The sequence below is a fragment of the Pseudomonas sp. BB438 genome (assembly GCF_057180225.1).
The window spans coordinates 5,335,793-5,358,265 of record NZ_CM170001.1 but is presented as its reverse complement, the minus strand read 5'-3'; the positions used below and the strand labels follow the sequence as shown (position 1 = coordinate 5,358,265).

The following is a 22,473-nucleotide window of genomic DNA, read 5'->3' as shown; positions in this document are numbered from 1 at the left end:
GCGCGCCGATGACAATGCGATGATCGATAGGTGACAGGTGCCCAGCAGCGGCGAGGTACTAATTCACCAGCGCCTTGTCTCCGCCTTCGCGCACCCAGAACAGCACGGCGCCGGCCACGGCGGCGGGCATGGCGACCAGGTTGACCACCGGGATCAGCAGCGCCAGGTAGGTGATGCCACCGAAGCCCATGCACGCCCAGCGCTTGCTGCGCAGCCAGGCGAGCATCTCGTTCCAGCCCAGCTTGTGGTTGTCCGCCGGGTAGTCGATGTACTGCACGGCCATCATCCAGACGCCGAACAGCAACCACAGCGGGGTGGCGATCAGGTTCAGGCCGGGGATCAGGCTGAGGATGAACAGCGCGATGGCGCGCGGCAGGAAGTAGCCGAGTTTGCGCAGCTCACGGCCGATGGTGCGCGGCACCATGGCCATGAGCTCGGCCCAGCTGAAGGCGGGGAAGTCGTCGGTGCCGCGCACGACCACTTCGACCTTCTCCGCGAGGAAGCCGTTGAAGGGCGCGGCGATCAGGTTGGCGAGCAGGGTGAAGGTGAAGAACACGATCAGCAGTACCAGCGCCACGAACAGTGGCCAGAGGATGAACTGCAGGAAGCTGAGCCAGTCCGGCAGGCTGGGCATCAGCCAGTCGACCCAGTGGCTGAACTGGTTGATGGCGAAGCCGATCAGGCCGACGAACAGCAGGATGTTGATGCTCAGGGGCAGCAGCACGAACAGCCGCAGGCCGGGGCGCATCATCAGTTTCAGGCCTTCGCTGAGGTATTGCGGGCCGCTCAGGGTGGACATTGGCTTCTCCAGGGGTGAACCGCCTGCGACCTTAGCAGACCCGGTAAACGGCCGGCGAGCCGTCTGTTTTGCCGGGTATGTGTTCCGTCAGGCGGCCGTGTAGCGGTAGCAGCGATTGCGCTCCTGCTTGGCCTGGTACATGGCGATATCGGCGGCGCGGGTGAGGGCGTCGGCGTCGGCGGCATCCTGCGGGTAGAAGGCGATGCCGATGCTGGGGGTGACGAAGTCGATCACCTGGCCGCCGACGTGGTACTCCGCGCCGAGCACGGCGAGCAGGCGCATGCCCAGGGCATCGGCCTGTTCCGGTTCGACGTTTTCCAGCAACACGGCGAATTCGTCGCCGCCCAGGCGGAAGGCCTGGTCCGGCTGGCGCAGGCTGCCGCGCATGCGTTCGCCGACGGTGCTGAGCAGGGCATCGCCGGTGGCGTGGCCGAAGCGGTCGTTGACCTGCTTGAAGCGGTCCAGGTCGATGTACAGCAGGGCGGCACGGTTGCAGTGGGCAATGGCTCGCGGCAGTTGTTCGTTGAAGGCCTTGCGGTTGCCCAGGCCGGTGAGGGTGTCGCGGTAAGCCAGGTCGATGAGCTGCTTCTGGTAGGCCACCTGGTCGCTGATGTCGCGCAGGATGCCGCGGAAACCCAGGAACGCACCCTGGGCGTCGCGGATGGCCGAGAGCCGCGTTTCGCAGCTGACCAGGCGGCCGTCCCGGCGCTTGAAGGGCGCGGAGAAGGTGGTTTCCTGTTCATCGTCGCGGGCCTGTCGGTAGAGGCTCTGGGCGCGCTGCAGGTCTTCCTCCAGCAACAGGATGCTGAAGTGCTGGCCGCTGAGCTGATCGGCGTCGTAGCCGAGCATCCGGCACAGTGCCGGGTTGAGGGTGCGGATGATGCCGCGGGTATCCATCTCGAAGAACCCGTCGCGGATCGCGTCGAGGATCGCCCGGTCGCGCGCCTCGCTCTGTTCGAGACGGTCGAGCATGCGGTTCATCTCGCTGGCCAGTTGGCCCAGCTCGTCAGATCCCTGGGGGCTCAGGCGCGACGGCATGGGGTCCTGGCCGATGACCGCGACTTCGCGGTTCATGGTGGTGACGCGGCGGATGATGCGGAACTCCAGGGCCACGTAGGCAAGCACGGTGGCTGTGCCCAGCAGGGCCAGGGTCAGGTAGAGGAACAGGCGCACCGACTGCTGCCCCTGCTGGTACAGCGGCCGTGGGCTCGTCAGTTCCAGGCGCAGTTGCGGCGTGCCGTGTGAGTCGAGGTAGAGCAGCGACATCTGCTGGCTGTTCTCGTCCAGCAGGCGCCGTGGGCTGAGCAATGTGGCGCCGCGGCCGGTGGGGATGTTCAGGGTGCGCCAGTCATTGCCCTGAACCTTGTCCTGAACCAGGCGCAGGCTGGCGCCCATCTGTGTCTGCAGGTTGGACATGCGCGCGTTGTCCAGCAGCACGCCGGCGATGACTGCGCCAGCCGGCTCGGCGGTGCCCGAGGTATTGCTGATCGGATAGCTGAGCAGCAGTTGGGGAATGCCTTCGATCTGCAGTAACTGATCGAGGCTGTGGCGCGGATCGCCTTCGACCTGCAACGCGCCCAGGTCCAGCGCCGTGCGCAGGATGCCCTCGCGCAGCCTGGCAGCGTCGGGGATTGCCTGGCCGGGGAAGCGCGAGGCCAGTTCCTCGAGCTTCCATTGTTGGGCAAGGATGTGCCCGTCGCGGTCGACGTAGAGCACGTAGTCGAAGCCGAGGATGCCGAGCAGGTCCTGGTCCAGGTTGTCCTCGACGAAGCGCGCCTGTGGCAGGCGCATGAACTGGTAGCTGGCGTCCCACCAGGCGTAGCTGTGGACGATGTCGAGGTTGCGCTGTTTTTCGTAGGCGATGCGGTTGTGGACGATGCGGACCTCGTCGGCGAGGCGCTGGCGGTCCCCGCGGTCGAAGCGGTCGAGCAGGATCATGTCCGACAGCAGCCAGACCCCTGCGAGGCTCGCGGTGAACAGGGGCAGGCACAGCCAAAGCAGGCGGGCGCGAAGGTTCATGGTGGTACGGGTGACCTTGGGTTTACTTGAGTCTAGCCATCCAGGCAGCAGGTGCCCGCCACATAGGGGCAGCCTATGAGGGGCATTGATATTGGGCATTTCAGCAGGACGCGGCGGCGGCGGTAAGCTGCGCGCCATGTGTTCTAGAACGAGTTCGAGGGTCGATTCGGGCCTCCCTGACTTATCTCAAGGCGCCAAGGTCGACTGCGGAAATCCCTGACTTATCTCAAGGGTTTCCTGGAGTTCTGCGGGACAATGCGATCCGTGACTCAGGTCACACCGCATAGTCCTCCGTCTCCAGGCCATGCGGTCCGCGCAAGACAATCTTTTACGTGGAGCTGCCGCTCTCCCAACCTTCCCCCTGGTGCTTTGGCAGCTCCCTTTTCTTCTGCCCAACTCACCCCACCTGAGTACTGGAGGCTGTGTCATGTCCGATCGTCACGCGCGCGTCATCATCCTGGGTTCCGGGCCGGCGGGCTATAGCGCTGCGGTCTACGCCGCGCGCGCCAATCTCAAGCCGCTGCTGATCACCGGCATGCAGGCCGGCGGCCAGCTGACCACCACCACCGAGGTCGACAACTGGCCGGGCGATCCCCATGGCCTGACCGGCCCGGCGCTGATGCAGCGCATGCAGGAGCACGCCGAGCGCTTCGAGACCGAGATCGTCTTCGACCATATTCATGCCGTGGACCTGGCTGGCAAGCCGTTCGTGCTCAAGGGCGACAGCGGTACCTACACCGCCGACGCGCTGATCATCGCCACCGGCGCCAGCGCGCGTTACCTGGGTCTCCCCTCGGAGGAGACCTTCATGGGCAAGGGCGTATCCGCCTGCGCTACCTGTGACGGCTTCTTCTACCGCAACCGCGAGGTCGCGGTCGTGGGCGGCGGCAACACCGCCGTCGAAGAGGCGCTGTACCTGGCCAACATCGCTAGCAAGGTGACCCTGGTGCACCGTCGCGAGAATTTCCGCGCCGAGAAGATCCTGCAGGACAAGCTGCGCGCACGGATTGCCGAAGGGAAGATCGAGCTGCGCCTGAATGCCCAGGTGGAAGAGGTGCTCGGCGGCGACATGGGCGTCATCGGTGTGCGCCTGCGCCACAACGATGGCGAGTCGTCCGAGCTTGCGGTGGACGGCCTGTTCGTCGCCATCGGCCACACACCCAACACCTCCCTGTTCGAGGGCCAACTGGCGCTGAAGGACGGTTACCTGGTGGTGAACGGCGGCCGTGACGGCAATGCCACAGCGACTACCATTCCTGGTGTATTCGCCGCCGGCGACGTGGCCGACCACGTCTACCGCCAGGCGATCACCTCCGCCGGTGCCGGCTGCATGGCCGCCCTGGATGTGGAGCGTTACCTGGACTCCCTGTAACGGCCCGAAGAGCCGGCGTGCAGGAAGGGGCCCCGCTTGCGGGGCCTTTTTCTATCCGGAGTCTTTTGGCTGGCGGTTGGCGGACAGGGTCCGCTCCTGCAAACCATTCACCCAAGAAAAAGCCCCGCATCAGCGGGGCTTTTCATCTGGCCGGAGAGCTTCAACCGCGGCGCGACAGCGGCTGGCGCTCGAAGTTGACGCCGGCCAGGCCAGTGCTCTGCAGCGCTCGGATATTGGCGTGGTCGGTGCCTTCAGGGTTCTCACGCACGGCGCGGTAGTGCTCGCCGAACGCCAGCAGCGACTCTTCCTCGCTGAGGCCTTCGAGGATCGCGAAACCCAGGGTCTTGCAGGAACCTTCGTTCTGCCCGGCGGGGTTTTCCACGCTGCCGTTGGTGAAGGCGCTGGGGGTATAGCTGTAGTGCTCGGCGATGTACGCCAGCGTATCGGTGAACAGGTGCTGATCGCTGCGCAGGCGCGAGCGGAAATCGTTGAGGGTCATCAAGGCAAACTCTTAGTGTTTCTTCGCGGTATCGAAGGCCGCCTGTTGATCGGGCGAGGCTTCCGTCTGGTACTTGGCCTTCCATTCGGCGTAAGGCATGCCGTAGATCTCTTCGCGGGCCTGGTCCGGGCTGACTGCCAGGCCCATATCGTCCGCCGCGGCCTTGTACCACTTGGACAGGCAATTGCGGCAGAACCCGGCAAGATTCATCAGATCGATGTTCTGCACATCCTTGCGGGTACGCAGGTGCTGCACCAGGGTGCGGAACGCGGCGGCTTCCAGTTCGGTGCGCTGTTCGTCGGTCAGGTTCATCGGCTCGGTCATGGCGTGTCTCTCAACTAAGGCGCAACAGAGGCGCATGGCGGGGCTGGCGAGATTCTAAGAGGCGGGCGATCTGCCAGCAACGCCCGTTGGCCGACTGGCACGGGCGTGCAATGTAAAGGCGATGATTCAGCGCTGCGCAGCCAGGGCGATGGACACCGACTCGGCGAAGCGCAGGGCGTGGGGCTTGTCGACTTCCACCTCGGCGTAATGCACCGCCGGGTTGGCCATGACCAGGTCGAGCAGTTCCTGGGTCAGGCGCTCGAGCAGGGCGAAGCGGTTCTCCTCGACGTGGGCGATGATCGCCTTGGTGATGGTGCGGTAGTTCAGCGCGTGCTCGATATCGTTGACCTGCACGGCGTCGGCGGCGGGATAGAGGATGGTGAGGTTGATCAGCACATCCTGCTTGTTGAGGATTTCCTCTTCCTTGATGCCGATATAGGTGCGCACGCGCAGGTCCTTGACCCGTATCCGCGCCATGCCCGGCTGCAGTTGTGTCATTTCACTTGCTCCGTCCGATCAGTTGCAGGAATTCCTGGCGGGTATTGGTGGATGCGCGGAAGGCGCCGAGCATGACCGAGGTGTTCATCACCGAGTTCTGCTTCTCCACGCCGCGCATCATCATGCACATGTGCTGCGCTTCGATCACCACTGCAACACCGGCAGCGTGGGTGACCTGCTGGACCGCTTCGGCGATCTGCCGGGTCAGGCTCTCCTGGATCTGCAGGCGGCGCGCGAACATGTCGACGATGCGCGCCACCTTCGACAGGCCCAGCACCTTGCCGGTGGGAATGTACGCCACATGGGCCTTGCCGATGAAGGGCAGCAGGTGATGCTCGCACAGCGAATAGAGCTCGATGTCCTTGACGATGACCATCTCGTCATTGTCCGAGGCGAACAGCGCGCCGTTGACGATCTCGTCCAGCGTCTGGCCGTAGCCGTGGCAGAGGTACTGCATGGCCTTGGCCGCGCGCTTGGGGGTGTCCAGCAGGCCTTCGCGGGTCGGATCTTCGCCGACCCCCAGGAGAATCTCACGGTAGTGGTGAGACATGTCTTCGATCATGGTGGGAGTTCCTCGCGCCCGCGCCGGGCGGGTCATTTGACGTGCCGGCCGCCGTTGACGGTCAGGGTGGTTCCGGTCACGTAGGGGCTGTCGAGCAGGTAGCGCACGCTCTGGTAGATCACGTCCGGGCCGGGCTCGATGCCCATGGCGGATTTCGCCAGGGTGCGGGCGCGGTAGGCGTTGTCGTCGCCTTCGTTGAACAGGATCAGTGCCGGCGCGATGCCGTTGACTTTGATGCGCGGCGCGAGACTGGCGGCGAAGGACAGGGTGAGGTTGTCCAGGCCGGCCTTGCTGGCGCAGTAGGCGATGCGGTTGGCGCTGCCCTTGCGGGCGACGTCGTCGGAGAGGTGGATGATGTCCGCCGGGGCACCCCGCTCGGCGGCGTCGCGCTCGAGCATATCTGCACAACGCAGGTTGATCAGGTAGGGCGCAAGCATGTGCAGGCGGAACAGCGACTCGAAGGCCTGGGCTTCCTCGCCGGGCGTGTCGCCGATCCACGCCGAGGCGTTGTGGAGGATGGCGCGCAGGCGATCGGTATGGGACTTCAGCTCGTCGATGAAGGCAAGGATGCCGGCTTCATCGGCCAGTTCGGCGTGCAGGCAGGTAGCGCCCAGTTCGCGCAGCTCGGTAATGCCGGGCTTTTCCTGGCGATAGGTCACGATGACCGGCTGGCCGTCCTGCAGCAGGCGTTTCGCACAGTGCAGGCCGATGCGCTGGCTGGCGCCGGTGATCAGGATGGGGGCTGGGGTCTGGCCCATGCGCGCCTCGCGAAAGTCCACTGGGGAAGCGCCGCGGCGGACAATGTCCTAGCGGCCGGGTAGGGCAAAACTATACCAGCCCCGGCGCGGTGCGGCACGGATGGGGCATAATGGGCGGCCTTGTCTTGCCTTGTGGGAGTGAACATGAAAGTCGCCATTGTGTCCGGTTCGGTCTACGGCACCGCCGAAGAAGTCGCGCGTCACGCCAAGCGCCTGCTCGAAGCGGCCGGCTTCGACGCCTGGTACGACCCGCGCGCCACCCTGGACGCCATGCTCGAATTCGCTCCCGAGGCCTTCCTGGTGGTCACTGCCACGACCGGCATGGGAGACCTGCCCGACAGCTTCCAGCCGCTGTTCCATGCCATCCGCGACCGCCTGCCTGCGGACTGGCGCGGTCGTCCGGGCGCCGTGCTGGCGCTGGGCGATTCCAGCTATGGCGATACCTACTGCGGCGGTGGCGAGCAGGTGCGCGAACTGTTCCTCGAGCTGGGCGTGCAGGAAGTAGTGCCGATGTTGCGCCTGGACGGCAGCGAGACGGTGGATCAGGAAACCGACGCCGAGCCGTGGCTGGCCGACTTCATCGCCGCGCTGAAGGCCTGATGCATTCCCGCGCCCGCTATCTGATCGACACGCTGGATCTCGCTCCGCATCCCGAGGGCGGTTTCTACCGGCGCGTGTTCGAGTCCAGCTTGACGGGCGCTGATGGCCGGCCGCAGTCGTCGGCCATTCTCTTCCTGCTGCCCGCCGGCACCGTCAGCCGCTGGCATTGCGTTGACGCCGACGAGCTCTGGCATTTCCACGAGGGTAGCGCGCTGGAGTTGCTGGTCGCCGAGCGGCCGGATGCCGACGTGCGTCGTGACCTCCTCGGCCCGGTGGGTGAGGGCAGCCTGCCGCAACGCGCAGTCCCCGCCCACGCCTGGCAGGCCGCGCGTTGCCTGGGGGATTACGTGCTGGTGGGCTGCACGGTGTCCCCCGCATTCGAGTTCGCCGGCTTCCGCCTGCTGTCGGACGATAGGGAGGCGCAGCAGGATTGGCCGCGCCTGAAGGACGAGTTCGCCGATCTGATCTGAGGGGGTTCAGATGATTCCGGTGCCGCTGTTTTCCACGGCCTTCCTGGTCGTGCTGGGTATTTCCTCCCTCGCGGCCCTGGCGCTGCTGCTGTGGCTGCTGGTGCTGGCTATCTTCCGCTCCGCGCGCCAGTGGTGGGGGCAGCATCGTGTCGTCTCCTGGAGCCTGCTGGTCGTGCTGCTGGTGCTGTGTGTTCCACAGGCCTACCTGGCCTACGTCTGGCATGTCGTCGGCGAGGACGTGCAGCAGGAAGAGGCGGCTCGCCACCCGACGCTCACCGAGCCTGCGCGCATCCGTGGCCTCAACCTGCCAGGCGGCACGCGCCTGTCGTTGCCCAGCTCCCACGAACAGCAGGACGCCGAGGAGGCCGAGTTTCCAGTACCGACCGTGATCCACGGGATTCCCGCGCTTTCCGTACGCTTCAGTTCCACCTGGGATGACCAGGCGCCGCCGGGCAGTTCGGTGGAGCTGCCCGTCTTCGAGTTGCGCGTCGCCCAGCCGGTCAGCGTGGACGGCTGGCGCTGCAATGCGGACAAGGCGGTGAGGGTAGCGGTACGGGCGCAGACCCAGAGTGAGCTGCGCGGTTGCCTGCTGGCGGAAGGCAATCGCGTGGCCGGCCTGGACATCCCGCCGGGCAGTGAACTGATGCGCTACACCACCACCTACGGTGACGGCCTGCGTGACGCAAACGTGTGGCGCATCGATGTGCATGCACCGCTGCAACTGGGCCCGCTGCCGCTGTCCGGCGTCACCCTGCTGCTGGACCGCGAGCGCAAGCTGTTCGGCTTCGAGAGCGCCAAGCTGGCACGGGATTTCACCCTGGGCGAGATGCGCTATCCCGCCGGGACCCAATTGCAGTCGGTCAACCGCACCCTGCGCGACCGCTCACCAGGCGCCTGGCTGTTCACGCCGGTAAACGGCAAGGCGGCGCAACGCAAGGGGGGCGAGACGGTGCCCGAGGGCATGACGGTGGTGCAGCAGCCTGACGGGCGTGTCGAGGGCGAGCTGCCCAACGAGCGGGCGGGCGTGTTCGTCTTCGAGATCTTCGATTTCTCGGCGGAGGATTCGGGTTCGTAGGATGGGATTCGCGGCGCTCTAGCCGTCCTGCGAGCGTGCTGCGTTACCGTTTGACGGGTGCAGCGGCATCTCGACCATCAGCGCCAGCCAGGCCTTCGCCGCATTCGACAGGTAGGCCTCGCGGCGCCAGATGAAACTGATGTCCCAGCGCAGGTCCGGCTGGCTCAGCAGCACGCGGACCAGCCCCGGTCGCTCCAGGTCCTTCGCCACCACCCGCGGCAGCAGCACCGCGCCTTGCCCGGCGGCAACCAGTGCGCCGAGGAAGTCCGCCTGGCCGCTGCGGCCGCCTTCCTTCGGTTCGAAGCCGGCCTCGCGGCAGGCACGCAGCAGGCGGTCGTTGAGGGTGAAACTCTGCTGGTAGAGCAGGAAGGGCGTGTCGGAGAGTTCTGCCAGTTCCAGGCTTTCGCGCCCGGCCAGTAGGTGCGCGGCGGGCAGCAGCACGTCCAGCGGTTCGTTGCAGAAGGGCTGCCAGTCGAATCCTGGGTCGTCCGGCGTCAGGCCCCCGCCCAGCTCCAGTTCGCCGCTGTAAACCATCTCCTCCATGGTCTTGCTGCCGCCTTCGATCAGGTGCACGTCGATGTTCGGGTAGCGCCGCCGGTACTCGGCGAAGCGCCCGGCGAACAACGCGTCGGCGCCCAGCAGTGGCAGGCCAAGGCGCAGCTCACCGCGGTGCAGATGGGTGAGATCGTCCAGCTCGGTGTGCAGCTCGCGGCGCAGGCGCAACATGTCTTCGGCACGGCGCAGCACCACCTCGCCGGCGGCGGTGAGGCGAATGTGCGGCCCGCTGCGCTCCAGCAGTTGCACGCGCAGGCTCTGCTCCAGTTGGGCAACCTGCTTGCTTACCGCCGACTGGCTGGCGTTCAGGTATACCGCCGCCTGGGTGAAACTACCGTGGCGCACGACTTCGGCAAAGGTGCGCAGCTGCTTGAATTCCATTCTGGAATGGCTCCGATTCGATCTATTCGCTTTGGGGATGATAGGCGCGGGAGTAGGCTTTGCGCCATTCCCAACCGATTTCTTCATCCGCTCAACGCATCGAGATCGCCGCCATGTTCCGCCGCGCCGCCCGCCTGATTGTCGAACTCGCCGTCCTCGTGGCCTTCTGGTGGATCGGCGGCTGGATTGCCACGCTCACCGGCCTGCCCCTGCCGGGCGGGGTGATCGGGCTGGCCATGCTGCTGGTGCTGTTCGCCTGTGGGGCGATCCGCCCGGCCCTGCTGCAGGGCGGCGCCGGCCTGCTGCTGGCGGAGATGCTGCTGTTCTTCATCCCCGCGCTGATGAGCCTGCTGGACTATGGCCCGCTGCTGCGCAGCGAGGGCTGGAAGATTCTGCTGGTGATCACCGCCAGTACCGTGATGGTGATGCTGTCCACCGCCCTGGCAGTGGAGTGGATGTGCCGCTGGAGATCGCGCCATGAGCCTCGATAAGCAAGCCCTGTTCTGGTTGGTCGTCACCCTCGGCGGCTACCTGCTCAGCCGTACCCTCTACCGCCGTTTCCAGCAGTATTGGCTGTCGCCCATCGTCTTCGTCCCGGTGCTGCTGTTCGCCCTGGCGATCCCGATGCAGGCCCGCTATGCCGACTACGCGCGTGATACCAGTTGGCTGGTGGCGCTGCTCGGCCCGGCCACCGTGGCCTTCGCCATCCCGATCTGGCAGCAGCGCGCCTTGCTCGCCCGCCACTGGCCGGCGCTGCTGACCGGCATGCTGGCCGGATCGACCATGGCGATCGGCAGTTCCTGGGCGCTGGCCCACGCGCTGGCGCTGGACGGGCAGGTGACGCTGTCGCTGATTCCGCGTTCGATCACCACGCCGTTCGCCATGGAAATGTCCCACGACCTGGGGGGCGTGCCGGCGCTGACCGCCGCCTTCGTGATGATTACCGGGGTCTTCGGGGCACTGATCGGTGGTGTGCTGATGAAGATGCTGCACCTGCGCTCCGCCCTGGCCCGCGGCGCGTTGCTGGGCGTCGGTGCCCACGGTGCGGGCACCAGCCGGGCGTACGAGTTCGGTGGCGAGGAGGGCTCGGCGGCTGGTCTGCTGATGGTCCTGACCGGGCTGTTCAACCTGCTGCTGGCGCCGGTCCTGGCCTGGTGCCTGTAAGGGGGGATCAGCTCAGCTCATACGCATCGAGCATGCGCGAGGTGTCGGCGGGGGAGTTGAACATCATCACGTCGATGATCGACAAACCCGCCTCGAAGGTCGGGCGCTTCTGGTCATAGGGTGACAGCCGGGGCTCCTGGAAGCGCAGTGTGAGTCCGGCATCGTTGTACTTGCTGCGATCGAAGAAGCTCTGCCCGCCCGGCGGGTTCCAGTACTCCTCCACGCCGCCCAGGGCCTTGCAGATGTTCAGCGCCCACTCATCGGGCGCGTGCGGTTTTTCGATCGGTAACTCCATGCGCGAGAGCACCGGCATCTTGCGCGGGAAGCCCAGGTAGGCGCAGGTCGCCTCCAGGGTGGTCTTGTTCACCGAGACGATGTCGTCGAAGGGGTGATCCAGCGAAGCGGCGATCATCTCCCGCACGTCGCGGTAGTACGGCGCGATCTTGCGATACACATCCAGTTGCGAGAACAGGCTGCGCCGCCAGTCCTGGCGGTTGTCCAGGCGCACATCCTTGATCAGCGCATGGCGGTGGTGCTTGATCCGCGGCACGCGGATGTACGACCAGCCGCCCTGATGTTTGAGGATTCGGTTGCGCTCGATCCAGCCGTGGTGGATGTACTGCACGGTGTCGAACAGGACGAACAGGTCGGTGTGCTTGATCAGGCTGAAGTAGCCCAGGTACGGAAAGAAATAGGGTTGCATGATGGCGGTTCGTTTCACGTCGGCTGCCTCGTTGGCCGAACTGGAGTCTCCTCCCGACTCCCGGGTACTGCGTGGAAATGGTGCTGGTCAGGAATAGTGCGAAAGATATTGCGAAATGTTTCCAGGTGAAGCGGGACGCCCGAAAGGGCGCTGGGGGCAGGGATGGAAATCGGGCACGCTTCCGCCAGCCCTGACGCGCGAACTGGCTGCCGCACTGTCTGGATAGCGCTTTTGGAGGGGGTCACGGGACGCAGGTTGATTGAGCGCCGCCGGCAGCGACTAACGCCACTATAGGTGGGGAAACTGCTGACGCAAGGCGAATTATCGGCTTGCGCTTATAGGGGAACATTCGCCAGACGTTGCCAGAGGCAACTGTCAGTTCCGTGACAGTCGCTGCGCCGCTGCGCTGACTAGACTGCGCCATCGAACAACAACAACGAAGAGGCTACCGCCCATGCACGCCGCTCACCCGCTGCCCACCGTGAACGTCAAGGACCAGGTCTCCGCCGCCGAATGGCAGACCCGCGTCGACCTCGCTGCCTGCTACCGGCTGATTGCCCTGCAGGGTTGGGACGACCTGATCTTCACCCACATCTCGGCCAAGGTCCCCGGCACCGAGGACTTCCTGATCAACCCCTACGGCATGATGTTCCACGAGATCACCGCGTCGAGCCTGGTGAAAGTGGATGCCTCTGGCAAGAAGCTGATGGACAGCCCCTACGACATCAACCCGGCCGGCTACACCATCCACAGCGCCATCCATGACGTACGCCACGACGTGGCCTGCGTGCTGCACACCCACACCGCCGCCGGCATTGCCGTGTCCGCGCAGAAGCAGGGCCTCCTGCCGATCTCCCAGCAGTCGCTGTTCGTCCTCTCCAGCCTGGCCTATCACGGCTACGAAGGGGTGGCGCTGAACCATGACGAGAAGGCGCGCTTGCAGGCGGACCTGGGCGAAGCCAACTTCATGATCCTGCCCAACCATGGGCTGCTGACCTGCTCCGCGACCATCGCCGACACCTTCCTGATGATGTTCACCCTGCAGCGCGCCTGCGAGATCCAGGTGCTGGCCCAGGGCGGCGGCGCCGAGCTGATCCTGATCCCGCAGCCGATCCTCGATGGCGCCCGCGCCATGGCCGCGGCCGTGACCAAGAGCAAGCAGGGCATGGGTGGCGCGCTGGCGTGGCCGGCGCTGCTGCGCAAGCTGGACCTGCAGAACCCCGGCTACCGCGACTGATGGCGCTGCCCGGCATCGCCCTGCGCGACTGGCGCGCGCAGGGCAGCGACTTCATCTTCCGTGGCCTGCCGATCCGCTACTGGAGCGCCGGCAGTGGCGCTCCGCTGCTGTTGGTCCACGGTTTCCCCACCGCTTCCTGGGACTGGCACACCCTCTGGCAGCCGTTGGCCGAGCGCTACCGGGTCATCGCCTGCGACATGCTCGGCTTCGGCGATTCCGCCAAACCCAAGGGGCATGACTACCGCATCCTCGAGCAGGCCGACCTGCAGCAGGCGCTGCTCCAGCACCTGGGCGTGCACGAGCCTGTGCACCTGCTGGTGCATGACTACGGCAACAGCGTCGGCCAGGAACTGCTGGTGCGGCACGAGGAAGGCGATTTTCCGCTGGTGTCGTTGGTCTTCCTCAATGGCGGGCTATTCCCGGAGACCCACCGCGCGGTGCTCTCGCAGAAGCTCCTGCTCAGCCCGTTCGGCTCGCTGTTCGGCCGGCTGTTCGACCGCAAGCGCCTGGCGCAGAACTTCGCCAAGGTGTTCGGCCCGCACACCCAGCCGTCCGAAGCGGAGCTCGATGCCTTCTGGGAGCTGATCCGCCACAACGACGGGCCGCGCGTCATGCACCGGCTGATCCATTACATTCTCGACCGTCGGGAGCACCGCGAACGCTGGGTCGGTGCGATGCAGCGCACGGCGGTGCCGCTACGGCTGATCGACGGGCCGGAAGACCCCATCTCCGGCGCGCACATGGTGGTTCGCTACCGGGAGCTGATCCCGCAACCGGATACCGTCGAACTGCCCGGCATCGGCCACTACCCGCAGGTTGAGGCACCGGAGCAGGTGCTCCAGCACTACCTGGCGTTCCGGCAGGAGCGCGCGCCGTAGGTACGGACCGATCCGCGTGCAGTTTCGGAACTGCCTGATGGATCGGCCCTGAGTGGCAGCGGTAGCGTCCCCGGTTTTTCCTGGCCGGAGGCCGTCGCCATGTCACTCAGATCCGTCATTCCCGTCCGCCAGCCGCAAGGTTCTTGGCTGTACCGGGCGCTGCTGTACCTGCGCCGGGACTTTGCCGCCGTCGCCATTCTCCTGCTGGTGCTGCTGGCCGGTGTCTTCGCGGCCGGCGGCTATTGCGCCTGGATTACCCAGAGCTGGTTGCCGGCAGCCCTGGGCTCGCTGGCGTTGCTCCCGGCCGTCGGCCTGCTGCTGTTCTGGAGCGAGTACGACTGGTGGCTGTTCAAGCTGGGCCCCCGCGGCGATCTGAACCTGCCGATGCGCTGACGGATCATCCCCTGGCCTTATCGGACACCATTCGCCTCGGTCGTCTTGGTTGTGACCGGATCGTGACTGCCGGACACTCCGGGAAAAACCATCCTGCCTGGAGCCCCAATCATGAGTGATGCCCTGCGTTTCGACGGAAAAGTCGTGATCGTTACCGGAGCCGGTGGCGGTATCGGCCGCGCCCACGCCCTGCTGTTCGCCAAGCACGGCGCCAAGGTGGTGGTGAACGACCTGGGCGGCAGCACCCATGGCGAAGGCGCCAACGCCTCGGCCGCCGACCGCGTGGTCGCGGAAATCCGTGAAGCGGGCGGCACCGCCATCGCCAACCATGACTCGGTGACCGACGGCGAGAAGATCGTCCGCCAGGCCGTCGAGGAATTCGGTCGCATCGATGTGGTGGTGAACAACGCCGGCATCCTGCGCGACAAGACCTTCCACAAGATGGAAGACGCCGATTGGGACCTGGTCTACAAGGTCCATGTCGAGGGCGCCTACAAGGTGACCCGCGCCGCCTGGCCGTTCATGCGCGAGCAGGGCTACGGCCGGGTGATCTTCACCTCGTCCACCTCCGGCATCTACGGCAACTTCGGTCAGAGCAACTACGGCATGGCCAAGCTGGGCCTCTATGGCCTGACCCGCAACCTGGCCATCGAAGGCCGCAAGAACAATATCTTCGTCAACGCCATCGCCCCTACCGGCGGTACCCGCATGACCGAAGGCCTGATTCCGCCGCAGGTGTTCGAGGCACTCAAGCCTGAGCTGGTCAGTCCGCTGGTCGTGTACCTGGGCAGCGAAGCCTGCCAGGAGACGTCGGGCCTGTTCGAGGTGGGCGGCGGCTGGATCGGCAAGGTGCGCTGGGAGCGCAGCCTGGGCGTGGGTTTCGATCCGCGCGAGGGCTTCAGCGTCGAGGACGTGGCCGCCAACTTCGCGCAGATCTGCGATTTCGAGAATGCCGTGCACCCGAAAGACAACGTCGAAGCGCTGCGCGAGATGATGGCGAACCTGCAGAAATACACCGGTTGATCCGGCCAGCCTGACCGGCGGAACAGCCAGCAGGGCTGTTCCGCGGCGGCGAACGCAGTAAGGTGAAAGGGCCGGCTCAATGCCGGCCCTTTGCTTTTCCGCTTCCCGGCCCGAGGAGTTCGCCATGAGCGTGATAATCCAGAAGAACGGCGCGGTGACCACCCTGGTCATTGCCCGCCCTGCGGTACGTAACGCCGTGGACCTGCCGACCGCCCAGGCGCTCGCCGATGCTCTGCGTGACTTCGAGCAGGACGAGGACGCCCGTGTCGCCGTGCTCACCGGCGCCGGCGGGACCTTCTGCGCGGGCGCCGACCTGGCGGCGGTGGCGGAGGATGGGGATCGGCGCAATCGCCTGGAAATGGAAGGGGACGGGCCGATGGGCCCGAGCCGCATGCAACTGTCCAAGCCGCTGATCGCCGCCATCGAAGGCTACGCCGTAGCCGGCGGCCTGGAGCTGGCGCTGCTGGCGGACCTGCGGGTGATGGCCGAGGACGCGGTGTGCGGGGTGTTCTGCCGGCGCTTCGGCGTGCCGCTGATCGATGGCGGCACGGTGCGCTTGCCGCGCATCGTTGGCCAGGGCAGGGCGCTGGACCTGATTCTCACCGGCCGCCCGGTCGGTGCGCAGGAGGCGCTTGCCATGGGGCTGGCCAATCGCATGGTGCCCAGCGGGCAGGCGCTGGAGTCAGCCGAGGAACTGGCGCGGGAGATCGCCGAGTTTCCACAGCGCTGCATGCTGGCCGATCGTGACAGTGTCTTCGCGCAGTGGAACCTGTCGTTCGACGTGGCGCTGGCCAACGAATTCCAGGGCGGGATGGCGGTGATCGAAAGCGGCGAGACGGTGAATGGGGCAAAGCGGTTTGCAGGCGGGGAGGGGCGGCACGGTCGCTTCTAGGCAGAAAGGCGGAGGCTTTTCGCCTCCGCCACCGTCATCAATCGCGTTCGATGATCACGTAGGTCTTGCGCACGGTTTCCTGGATGTCCCAGATGCCCAGGCTGTTCTGCGGCAGCAGGAAGGCGTCGCCGGCCTGGAAGGCGATCGGCTCGCCACCGTCCGGGGTGAAGGTGCCGCGGCCGGAGATGAAGTGGCAGAACTCCTGCTCGACGATCTGGCGGCGCCAGCGACCGGGGGTGCATTCCCAGATGCCGGTTTCCACGCGGTCGGTGCGCTCGATGGCTTCCACGCGGGTCTCGGAGATCGGTTCGCCCAATGGCACGGCTACCGGATTGGCTTCACCGAGCTCGGCGTGCAGGGTGTTCTTCAGGTGGGTCAGTTTCATACGGGGCTCCAGTGGGGGCTCTGTTCTGCTTTCTATCCAGGGGCCGGCGAATCAGCCGACCTTCCAGGTCATCAGGTTTTCCATGCTGGCGGCGACCTTCTCGGCCAACCGACGGCGCCAGGGCGCGCTGTGCGGATTGGCCAGCACATCGTCCTCGTGCACGAAGCTGCGGATGATGGCGTTGTAGCCCAGCCAGCGGCAGGGTTCGGGCTCCCAGCCACGCAGTCCGTCCTGCACGCTGCGGTCATCGATGACCCACGGTTGGCGGGTGAGGGCACTGTCCTGGCCGAGGATCAGGTCGGCGAGGGTGCGGCCGCCCAGGTTGGTGGCACCGACACCTTCGCCGCCGTAGCCGCCGGCCAGGGCGATGCCGTTGCGACGGTCGATCAGCATGTGCGGGTGGAAGCGTCGCGACATGCCCAGGTTGCCGCCCCAGGTGTGGGTGATGCGCACGTCCTTCAGTTGCGGGAACAGTTCGCTGAACAGGTAGCGGCGCAGGCCGACTTCATCCTCGGTCAGGCTGAAGTCGTTACGCAGCTTGCCGCCGAAGCGATAGCCGCCGCGGGCGCCGAAGGCCAGGCGGTTGTCCGGGGTGCGCTGGCCGTAGGTGACCTGGCGGCTGAATTCGCTGAAGGCCTGGCCCTTGTCGAGGCCGATCTCGGCCCATACCGATTCGGGCAGTGGCTCGGTGGCTACCAGCAGGCTCTGTACCGGGAGCTGGTAGTTGCCCAGCGGCGGCAGGTCGGCGGCGTAGCCTTCGATGGCCGGCACGACCCAGTGTGCCTTCAGCTCGCCCTCGCCGGTGCGCAGCAGGCCGGGTGCCCAGTGGGTGACGCGGCTCTTCTCGAAAATCTGCGTGCCCTGGCGTTCCACGGCGCGGGCCAGGCCACGGACCAGCTTGGCCGGATCGATGGTGGCGCAGTGCGGGGTGTGGATGGCGCCCAGCGCGCTGGGAATGCGCAGCTGCTCGTCCAGCTCGCTCTTGCTCAGCCAGCGGTAATCGTCCTCGGTCAGGCCTTCGGCGTGCAGGTGGGCGAGGTACTCGCGCAGGCGGGTTTCCTGCTCCGGGTAGCGTGCGGCGGTGTAGAGCACGCCGGCCTTGCGGTAGTCACAGTCGATGCCTTCGCGATCGAGCACGCGGGCTACTTCATCGGGAATGTCGTGCAGCAGGTCGTAGGACGCGCGGCGCTGCTCGGGCGACAGGCCGGCGAGCAGGCGGTCTTCGCCGAGCATGTTACCCATCAGCCAGCCGCCGTTGCGGCCCGAGGCGCCGAAGCCGGCAGTCTCGGCCTCGACGATGGCGATCTTCAGCTGCGGTGCGCGCAGCTTCAGGTAGTAGGCGGTCCACAGGCCGGTGTAACCGGCGCCGGCGATGGCCACATCGACGTCCAGGGTGCCCTGCAGGGATGGCCGCGGGACGAGATCATCGTCCAGCTGGTTCATCCACAGACTGATATGACGCCATGCCGACATAGACGACTCCAAAAGGAAGAAGGGGGAATGTCGGCAAGCCTAGATTTGGCGCGGGGTTCTGTCGTGCGCGCGGGTACGCGAGGATTGCTCGCGTACCCGCCGGCAGGGGCGCATCAGGTCTCCTGCTGTTCCTCGCGCAGGCGCTTCAGGTACTCGCGGGGAGACTGGCCGGTCTGCTGGCGGAAGCAGCGATAGAAGGCCGAGAGCGAGTTGAAGCCGGCGGAGAAGGCGAGCTCGTCGATGCGTGACGGCAGCGGCGGACGCAGTTGGCTGAGCAGGTGGGTCAGGCGCGTCTGGTTGACGTACTGGTAGAAGCTCAGGCCCATCACCTGGTTGAGCAGGTAGGAAATCTGGTTGCGCGTGTAGCCGGTGGCGGTGGCGACCTGGGTCAGGTCCAGGTCCGGCGCGAGGTACGGCTGGCTCTTGCTGAAATAGTCTTCCAGGTCGCTGGCCAACTGGCTGAGCTGGCGCGGCGAGAGGCCCAGGCGGCTGGTGGCCGGACGCGGGTCGATGGCCTGCGGGCGGTTTTCGCCCCCTTCGCGCACCACCGAGGCGTATTCGTTGATGCGCCAGATCAGGCCGTCACGCACGGTGATGGCCTCGCTGGAATGGAAGGTCGCCAGCCGGCCGCTCAGGGTCACCGCGATGCGGTACTGGATGAAGGCGGTATCGCCATCCACGCGGATGCGGTCGATGTGGTCGAGGAACTCTTCCGGGCGGCTGGGCATGGTGCCCCGCACATAGTCGCGCAGATCGGCGTAACCCAGGGTGCGGTTCTGGAAGAAATCGTTGTACTGCACCTGCGGGTGATACAGCGCGAGCACCGCTTCGAGGTCGCGATGCTTCCAGCACTGGTGATAGCGCAGCACCACCTCGCGGGTCTGCTCGGTCAGGTGACTGTCGGTCGGGCGTTGGTCGATGGCTTGCATAGGCGGCTAAGGATGCCCCAGACCGCGCCGCTGCGGTAGTGGTAATCGTTCTGCCGACCGCTCCGTACTATCCATCGTCTCGATGATCCGTCATCGCCTGCACCAATATCGCGCGCAATGACGCATGCCAGAGGGGGGATTCACTCTTTCGGGCGACACGCCAAATACCACCTTGGAGCGCTTACTCCCCGTCAGGACGCTCAGTAGGGTGTAGCCACCTAGACACCGTCAGGAGAGCCGCATGACAACAAAAACAAGGCGCGGATTCTTCCAACCGCAACTTCTTGCCACCGCTGTCGCCCTGGGATGCGCCACCCAGGCTCAAGCAGTCAATTTCAACATCGGGGAGATTGAAGGGCAGTTCGATTCCAGCCTGTCCGTGGGGGCCAGCTGGAGTACCCAGAGTCCGAAGCAGGATCTGATCGGCGCCGCCAACGGCGGCCACGGCATGACCCAGACCAACGACGATGGCCGGCTGAACTTCCGCAAGGGGGACACCTTCTCGAAGATCTTCAAGGGCATCCACGACCTGGAGCTGAAGTACGGGGACTTCGGCGTGTTCACCCGAGGCAAGTACTGGTACGACTTCCGCCTGAAGGACGAGAGCACCGACTGGAAGCAGATTTCCGACGATGGCCGCAAGGAAGGCGCCAAGTCTTCCGGCGCCCAGTTGCTGGATGCCTTCGGCTACTACAACTATTCCATCGCCGACCTGCCGGGCACCGTGCGCCTGGGCAAACAGGTGGTGAGCTGGGGTGAAAGCACCTTCATCGGCAACAGCATCAACACCATCAACCCCATCGACGTCTCCGCCTTCCGTCGTCCCGGTTCGGAAATCAAGGAAGGCCTGATCCCGGTGAACATGCTCTATCTGTCCCAGAGCGTGACCGATTCGCTGTCCGTGGAAGGCTTCTACCAGCTGGAGTGGGACCAGACGGTACTGGATAACTGCGGCACCTTCTTCTCGACCACCGACGTCGCCGCCGACGGTTGCAAGACCAACTACAACATTCTCGATCCGGCCACCGTCAATGCACTGAACGCACCGGCGACCAAGGCACTGCTCAACTCGCTGAACGTCACTGTCACTCCCGAAGGCCTGATGGTGCCGCGCGGCGCCGACCGCGATGCCCGCGACTCCGGCCAGTGGGGCCTGGCGCTGCGCTGGCTGGGCGACGACGTGGAATATGGCGCCTACGCCATGAACTACCACAGCCGCACGCCCATCGTGAGCATGCAGAACGCCGGCACCGCCGACATCGGCAATGCCCTGCGCGCCATCGGAGCCGGCGCCTCGGCACTGGCCCAGCCGATCCTGCTCGGCCGCGGCAGCTACTTCCTCGAATACCCCGAGGACATCCGCCTGTATGGGCTGAGCTTCTCCACCACCCTGCCCACCGGCACCGCGTGGAACGGCGAGATCAGCTACCGGCCGAACATGCCGCTGCAACTCAACACCACCGACCTGACACCGTTGCTCGCCACCACCGTGGCCGGCGGGTTCGCCACGGGCGGCGTGGCCGGTGCGCTGGCGCAGGCCAACCAGGTCAACCATGGCTACATCCGCAAGGAAGTGACCCAGGCGCAGACCACCTTCACCCACTTCTTCGACCAGACCATGGGCGCAGACCGCCTGACCCTGGTGGGCGAAGTCGGCGTGACCTACGTCGGCGGCATGACCAACAAGGTCGGCGAGCGCTATGGCCGGGACTCGGTCTACGGCGTGCCGGAGAACGCCACGGCGGATGCCGAGTACGGTGACGGTGGCTTCTACACCTCGTCTTCCTGGGGTTACCGCGCCCGCGCCATCTGGGATTACAACAACGTCTTCGCCGGGGTGAACCTCAAGCCGAACGTTGCCTGGTCCCACGACGTGCATGGCTATGGCCCGGTCTTCAACGAAGGCAGCAAGGCCGCCAGCGTCGGTATCGATGCGGACTACCAGAACACCTACACCGCGAGCCTGAACTACACGAACTTCTTCGGCGGCGACTACAACACCATCGTCGATCGTGACTTCGTTTCGCTCAGCTTCGGCGTGAACTTCTGACCTGCCTGCTCAAGGAATCGACATGAGAACGACAAGAATCCTCCAATGCGGCGCACTGGCCCTGAGCCTGCTGTCCTGCGGCGTGATGGCGGCGGTGTCCGCCGACGAAGTGGCCAAGCTGGGTACCAGCCTGACGCCGATGGGCTCGCAGAAGGAAGGCAACGCCGACGGCAGCATCCCGGCCTGGACCGGCGGGATCTCCCGCACCGCCGGCAAGCTGGACGCCAAGGGCTTCCTTTCCAATCCGTTCGCCGACGAGAAGCCGCTGTTCACCATCACCGCGCAGAACGCCGACCAGTACAAGGAAAAGCTCTCCGCCGGCCAGTTGGCGATGTTCAAGCGCTACCCGGATACCTACAAGATCCCGGTGTACAAGACTCACCGCACCTTCGCGCTGCCCGACGACATCTACGCCGCCATCAAGCGTAGCGCCGAGTTCGTCCAGCCGATCAACGACGGCAATGGCCTGGAGAACTTCGAGAAGAGCCGCTACTACGCCTTCCCGTTGCCCAAGAATGGCGTACAGGCGCTGTGGAACCACCTGACCCGCTACCACGGCGGCAACATCTCCCGCTCGGTGGTGCAGGTCGTACCGCAGACCAACGGCAGCTACACGCCGATCCGCTTCGAGGAATCGATCGCGGTGCCGCAGAACATGGGTGACCAGGATGCCAGTAAGACCGGCAACATCCTCACCTACTTCAAGCAGCAGGTAACCGCCCCGGCGCGCCTGGCCGGTAACGTCCTGCTGGTGCACGAGACCCTGGACCAGGTGAAGGAGCCGCGCCTGGCGTGGATCTACAACGCCGGCCAGCGCCGTGTGCGCCGTGCCCCGCAGGTAGCGTACGACGGTCCGGGCACTGCTTCGGACGGCCTGCGGACCTCGGACAACTACGACATGTTCTCCGGCGCCCCGGATCGTTACGACTGGAAACTGGTGGGCAAGCGCGAGATGTACATCCCGTATAACAGTTACCGCCTGAACTCCCCGGAGCTCAAGTACGACGACATCGTCAAGCCGGGCCACATCAACCAGGACCTGACCCGTTACGAACTGCACCGCGTGTGGGAAGTCGTGGGTACCCTGAAGTCCGGCGAGCGCAACATCTACGGCCAGCGCCACTTCTACCTCGACGAGGACAGCTGGCAGATTGCGGTCTCCGAGCTGTACGACGGTCGCGGTCAACTGTGGCGCGTCGGCGAAGGCCACGAGATGACCTTCTATTCCGAACTGGCCACCGGTTACGCTGCCGAGTCGCTGTACGACATCCTCGCAGGCCGCTACGTGACCTTCGGCCTGAACAACGAAGAGAAGCGCGGCTACCAGTTCGGTCAGAAGGCCAGCATGGCTGACTTCACCCCGGCGGCACTGCGCAACACCGGCGTCCGCTGAAGCAACACCCGCTCCTTGGCCCCGGCATCCCTGGTGGATGC

25 protein-coding genes are annotated in these 22,473 nt (G+C 65.6%); 13 read left to right on the top strand and 12 right to left on the bottom strand.

Going from position 1 to position 22,473, the window contains the following annotated elements:
* Positions 1-58: 58 nt before the first annotated feature.
* Both cysZ and AC1ZV1_RS24695 read right to left on the bottom strand, forming a co-directional pair.
* Positions 59-799: a sulfate transporter CysZ gene (gene cysZ / locus AC1ZV1_RS24700; RefSeq protein ID WP_484294052.1), complete on the bottom strand. Its 741-nt coding sequence runs from the start codon at positions 797-799 to the stop codon at positions 59-61.
* Positions 800-886: 87 nt separating this feature from the next.
* Positions 887-2,818 carry a sensor domain-containing diguanylate cyclase gene (locus tag AC1ZV1_RS24695; RefSeq protein ID WP_484294051.1) on the bottom strand — a complete coding sequence of 644 codons (1,932 nt, stop codon included), beginning with the start codon at positions 2,816-2,818 and terminating at the stop codon, positions 887-889.
* Between the two features lie 427 nt (positions 2,819-3,245).
* Between AC1ZV1_RS24695 and trxB the strand changes: the two genes are divergently transcribed.
* Positions 3,246-4,190 (top strand): thioredoxin-disulfide reductase, encoded by a 945-nt coding sequence (gene trxB, locus AC1ZV1_RS24690; RefSeq protein WP_484294050.1) that lies wholly within the window; start codon positions 3,246-3,248, stop codon positions 4,188-4,190.
* A 160-nt stretch (positions 4,191-4,350) separates the two neighbouring features.
* Here the strand turns inward: trxB and AC1ZV1_RS24685 are convergent, their stop codons facing one another.
* From AC1ZV1_RS24685 to folM, 5 genes are all read right to left on the bottom strand, one after another.
* Positions 4,351-4,689 (bottom strand): HopJ type III effector protein, encoded by a 339-nt coding sequence (locus AC1ZV1_RS24685; protein WP_484294049.1) that lies wholly within the window; start codon positions 4,687-4,689, stop codon positions 4,351-4,353.
* A 12-nt stretch (positions 4,690-4,701) separates the two neighbouring features.
* Complete coding sequence (locus AC1ZV1_RS24680; RefSeq protein WP_484294048.1) at positions 4,702-5,013, bottom strand: DUF1244 domain-containing protein; 312 nt, start codon at positions 5,011-5,013, stop codon at positions 4,702-4,704.
* Between the two features lie 126 nt (positions 5,014-5,139).
* Positions 5,140-5,511: a dihydroneopterin triphosphate 2'-epimerase gene (folX, locus tag AC1ZV1_RS24675; protein ID WP_184593726.1), complete on the bottom strand. Its 372-nt coding sequence runs from the start codon at positions 5,509-5,511 to the stop codon at positions 5,140-5,142.
* 1 nt (position 5,512) lies between these two features.
* The gene (gene folE / locus AC1ZV1_RS24670) at positions 5,513-6,061 is read right to left on the bottom strand and encodes a GTP cyclohydrolase I FolE (RefSeq protein ID WP_484297628.1); all 549 of its coding nucleotides are present in this window, start codon (positions 6,059-6,061) and stop codon (positions 5,513-5,515) included.
* A 44-nt stretch (positions 6,062-6,105) separates the two neighbouring features.
* Positions 6,106-6,831: a dihydromonapterin reductase gene (gene folM, locus AC1ZV1_RS24665; RefSeq protein ID WP_484294047.1), complete on the bottom strand. Its 726-nt coding sequence runs from the start codon at positions 6,829-6,831 to the stop codon at positions 6,106-6,108.
* 144 nt (positions 6,832-6,975) lie between these two features.
* Between folM and AC1ZV1_RS24660 the strand changes: the two genes are divergently transcribed.
* The 3 genes from AC1ZV1_RS24660 to AC1ZV1_RS24650 are packed head-to-tail and all read left to right on the top strand — an operon-like array spanning position 6,976 to position 8,976.
* Positions 6,976-7,431, top strand: coding sequence for a flavodoxin (locus AC1ZV1_RS24660; RefSeq protein ID WP_484294046.1), 456 nt, complete (start codon positions 6,976-6,978; stop codon positions 7,429-7,431).
* Positions 7,431-7,901 carry a cupin domain-containing protein gene (locus AC1ZV1_RS24655; protein WP_484294045.1) on the top strand — a complete coding sequence of 157 codons (471 nt, stop codon included), beginning with the start codon at positions 7,431-7,433 and terminating at the stop codon, positions 7,899-7,901. The genes AC1ZV1_RS24660 and AC1ZV1_RS24655 overlap by 1 nt, the downstream gene beginning before the upstream one ends.
* Positions 7,902-7,911: 10 nt before the next feature.
* A complete protein-coding gene (locus AC1ZV1_RS24650; protein ID WP_484294044.1) occupies positions 7,912-8,976 on the top strand; it encodes a hypothetical protein in 1,065 nt (354 codons plus the stop codon).
* A gap of 18 nt (positions 8,977-8,994) precedes the next feature.
* On the opposite strand, the gene AC1ZV1_RS24645 is transcribed toward AC1ZV1_RS24650, so the two are convergent.
* Entirely contained in the window at positions 8,995-9,912 is a 918-nt protein-coding gene (locus AC1ZV1_RS24645; RefSeq protein ID WP_484294043.1) for a LysR family transcriptional regulator, read from the bottom strand.
* Between the two features lie 113 nt (positions 9,913-10,025).
* Here AC1ZV1_RS24645 and AC1ZV1_RS24640 point away from each other — a divergent pair, with 113 nt between their 5' ends.
* Together AC1ZV1_RS24640 and AC1ZV1_RS24635 are read left to right on the top strand one after the other, a co-directional pair.
* Positions 10,026-10,403, top strand: coding sequence for a CidA/LrgA family protein (locus AC1ZV1_RS24640; protein ID WP_484297627.1), 378 nt, complete (start codon positions 10,026-10,028; stop codon positions 10,401-10,403).
* Entirely contained in the window at positions 10,390-11,076 is a 687-nt protein-coding gene (locus tag AC1ZV1_RS24635; RefSeq protein ID WP_484294042.1) for an LrgB family protein, read from the top strand. Before AC1ZV1_RS24640 ends, AC1ZV1_RS24635 begins: the two co-directional genes overlap by 14 nt.
* Positions 11,077-11,083: 7 nt before the next feature.
* Here the strand turns inward: AC1ZV1_RS24635 and AC1ZV1_RS24630 are convergent, their stop codons facing one another.
* Complete coding sequence (locus tag AC1ZV1_RS24630; protein ID WP_484294041.1) at positions 11,084-11,797, bottom strand: WbqC family protein; 714 nt, start codon at positions 11,795-11,797, stop codon at positions 11,084-11,086.
* A gap of 436 nt (positions 11,798-12,233) precedes the next feature.
* Between AC1ZV1_RS24630 and AC1ZV1_RS24625 the strand changes: the two genes are divergently transcribed.
* The 5 genes from AC1ZV1_RS24625 to AC1ZV1_RS24605 all read left to right on the top strand — a co-directional run bounded on the left by AC1ZV1_RS24625 (position 12,234) and on the right by AC1ZV1_RS24605 (position 16,202).
* On the top strand, positions 12,234-13,016 hold the full coding sequence (locus AC1ZV1_RS24625) for a class II aldolase/adducin family protein (RefSeq protein WP_484294040.1): 783 nt from the start codon (positions 12,234-12,236) through the stop codon (positions 13,014-13,016).
* Complete coding sequence (locus tag AC1ZV1_RS24620; RefSeq protein ID WP_484294039.1) at positions 13,016-13,894, top strand: alpha/beta fold hydrolase; 879 nt, start codon at positions 13,016-13,018, stop codon at positions 13,892-13,894. The genes AC1ZV1_RS24625 and AC1ZV1_RS24620 overlap by 1 nt, the downstream gene beginning before the upstream one ends.
* 99 nt (positions 13,895-13,993) lie before the next feature.
* Positions 13,994-14,287, top strand: a complete 294-nt coding sequence (locus tag AC1ZV1_RS24615) for a hypothetical protein (protein WP_484294038.1) — start codon at positions 13,994-13,996, stop codon at positions 14,285-14,287.
* Between the two features lie 111 nt (positions 14,288-14,398).
* On the top strand, positions 14,399-15,310 hold the full coding sequence (locus tag AC1ZV1_RS24610) for an SDR family oxidoreductase (protein ID WP_484294037.1): 912 nt from the start codon (positions 14,399-14,401) through the stop codon (positions 15,308-15,310).
* Positions 15,311-15,434: 124 nt separating this feature from the next.
* Entirely contained in the window at positions 15,435-16,202 is a 768-nt protein-coding gene (locus tag AC1ZV1_RS24605) for a crotonase/enoyl-CoA hydratase family protein (protein ID WP_484294036.1), read from the top strand.
* A gap of 37 nt (positions 16,203-16,239) precedes the next feature.
* Here the strand turns inward: AC1ZV1_RS24605 and AC1ZV1_RS24600 are convergent, their stop codons facing one another.
* From AC1ZV1_RS24600 to AC1ZV1_RS24590, 3 genes are all read right to left on the bottom strand, one after another.
* Positions 16,240-16,587 carry a cupin domain-containing protein gene (locus AC1ZV1_RS24600; protein ID WP_484294035.1) on the bottom strand — a complete coding sequence of 116 codons (348 nt, stop codon included), beginning with the start codon at positions 16,585-16,587 and terminating at the stop codon, positions 16,240-16,242.
* 51 nt (positions 16,588-16,638) lie between these two features.
* Positions 16,639-18,060, bottom strand: a complete 1,422-nt coding sequence (locus AC1ZV1_RS24595) for an NAD(P)/FAD-dependent oxidoreductase (RefSeq protein WP_484294034.1) — start codon at positions 18,058-18,060, stop codon at positions 16,639-16,641.
* 113 nt (positions 18,061-18,173) lie between these two features.
* On the bottom strand, positions 18,174-18,926 hold the full coding sequence (locus tag AC1ZV1_RS24590; RefSeq protein ID WP_484297626.1) for an AraC family transcriptional regulator: 753 nt from the start codon (positions 18,924-18,926) through the stop codon (positions 18,174-18,176).
* A gap of 304 nt (positions 18,927-19,230) precedes the next feature.
* Here AC1ZV1_RS24590 and AC1ZV1_RS24585 point away from each other — a divergent pair, with 304 nt between their 5' ends.
* Complete coding sequence (locus tag AC1ZV1_RS24585; RefSeq protein WP_484294033.1) at positions 19,231-21,039, top strand: DUF1302 domain-containing protein; 1,809 nt, start codon at positions 19,231-19,233, stop codon at positions 21,037-21,039.
* A gap of 22 nt (positions 21,040-21,061) precedes the next feature.
* On the top strand, positions 21,062-22,432 hold the full coding sequence (locus tag AC1ZV1_RS24580; protein ID WP_484294032.1) for a DUF1329 domain-containing protein: 1,371 nt from the start codon (positions 21,062-21,064) through the stop codon (positions 22,430-22,432).
* Positions 22,433-22,473 lie beyond the last annotated feature (41 nt).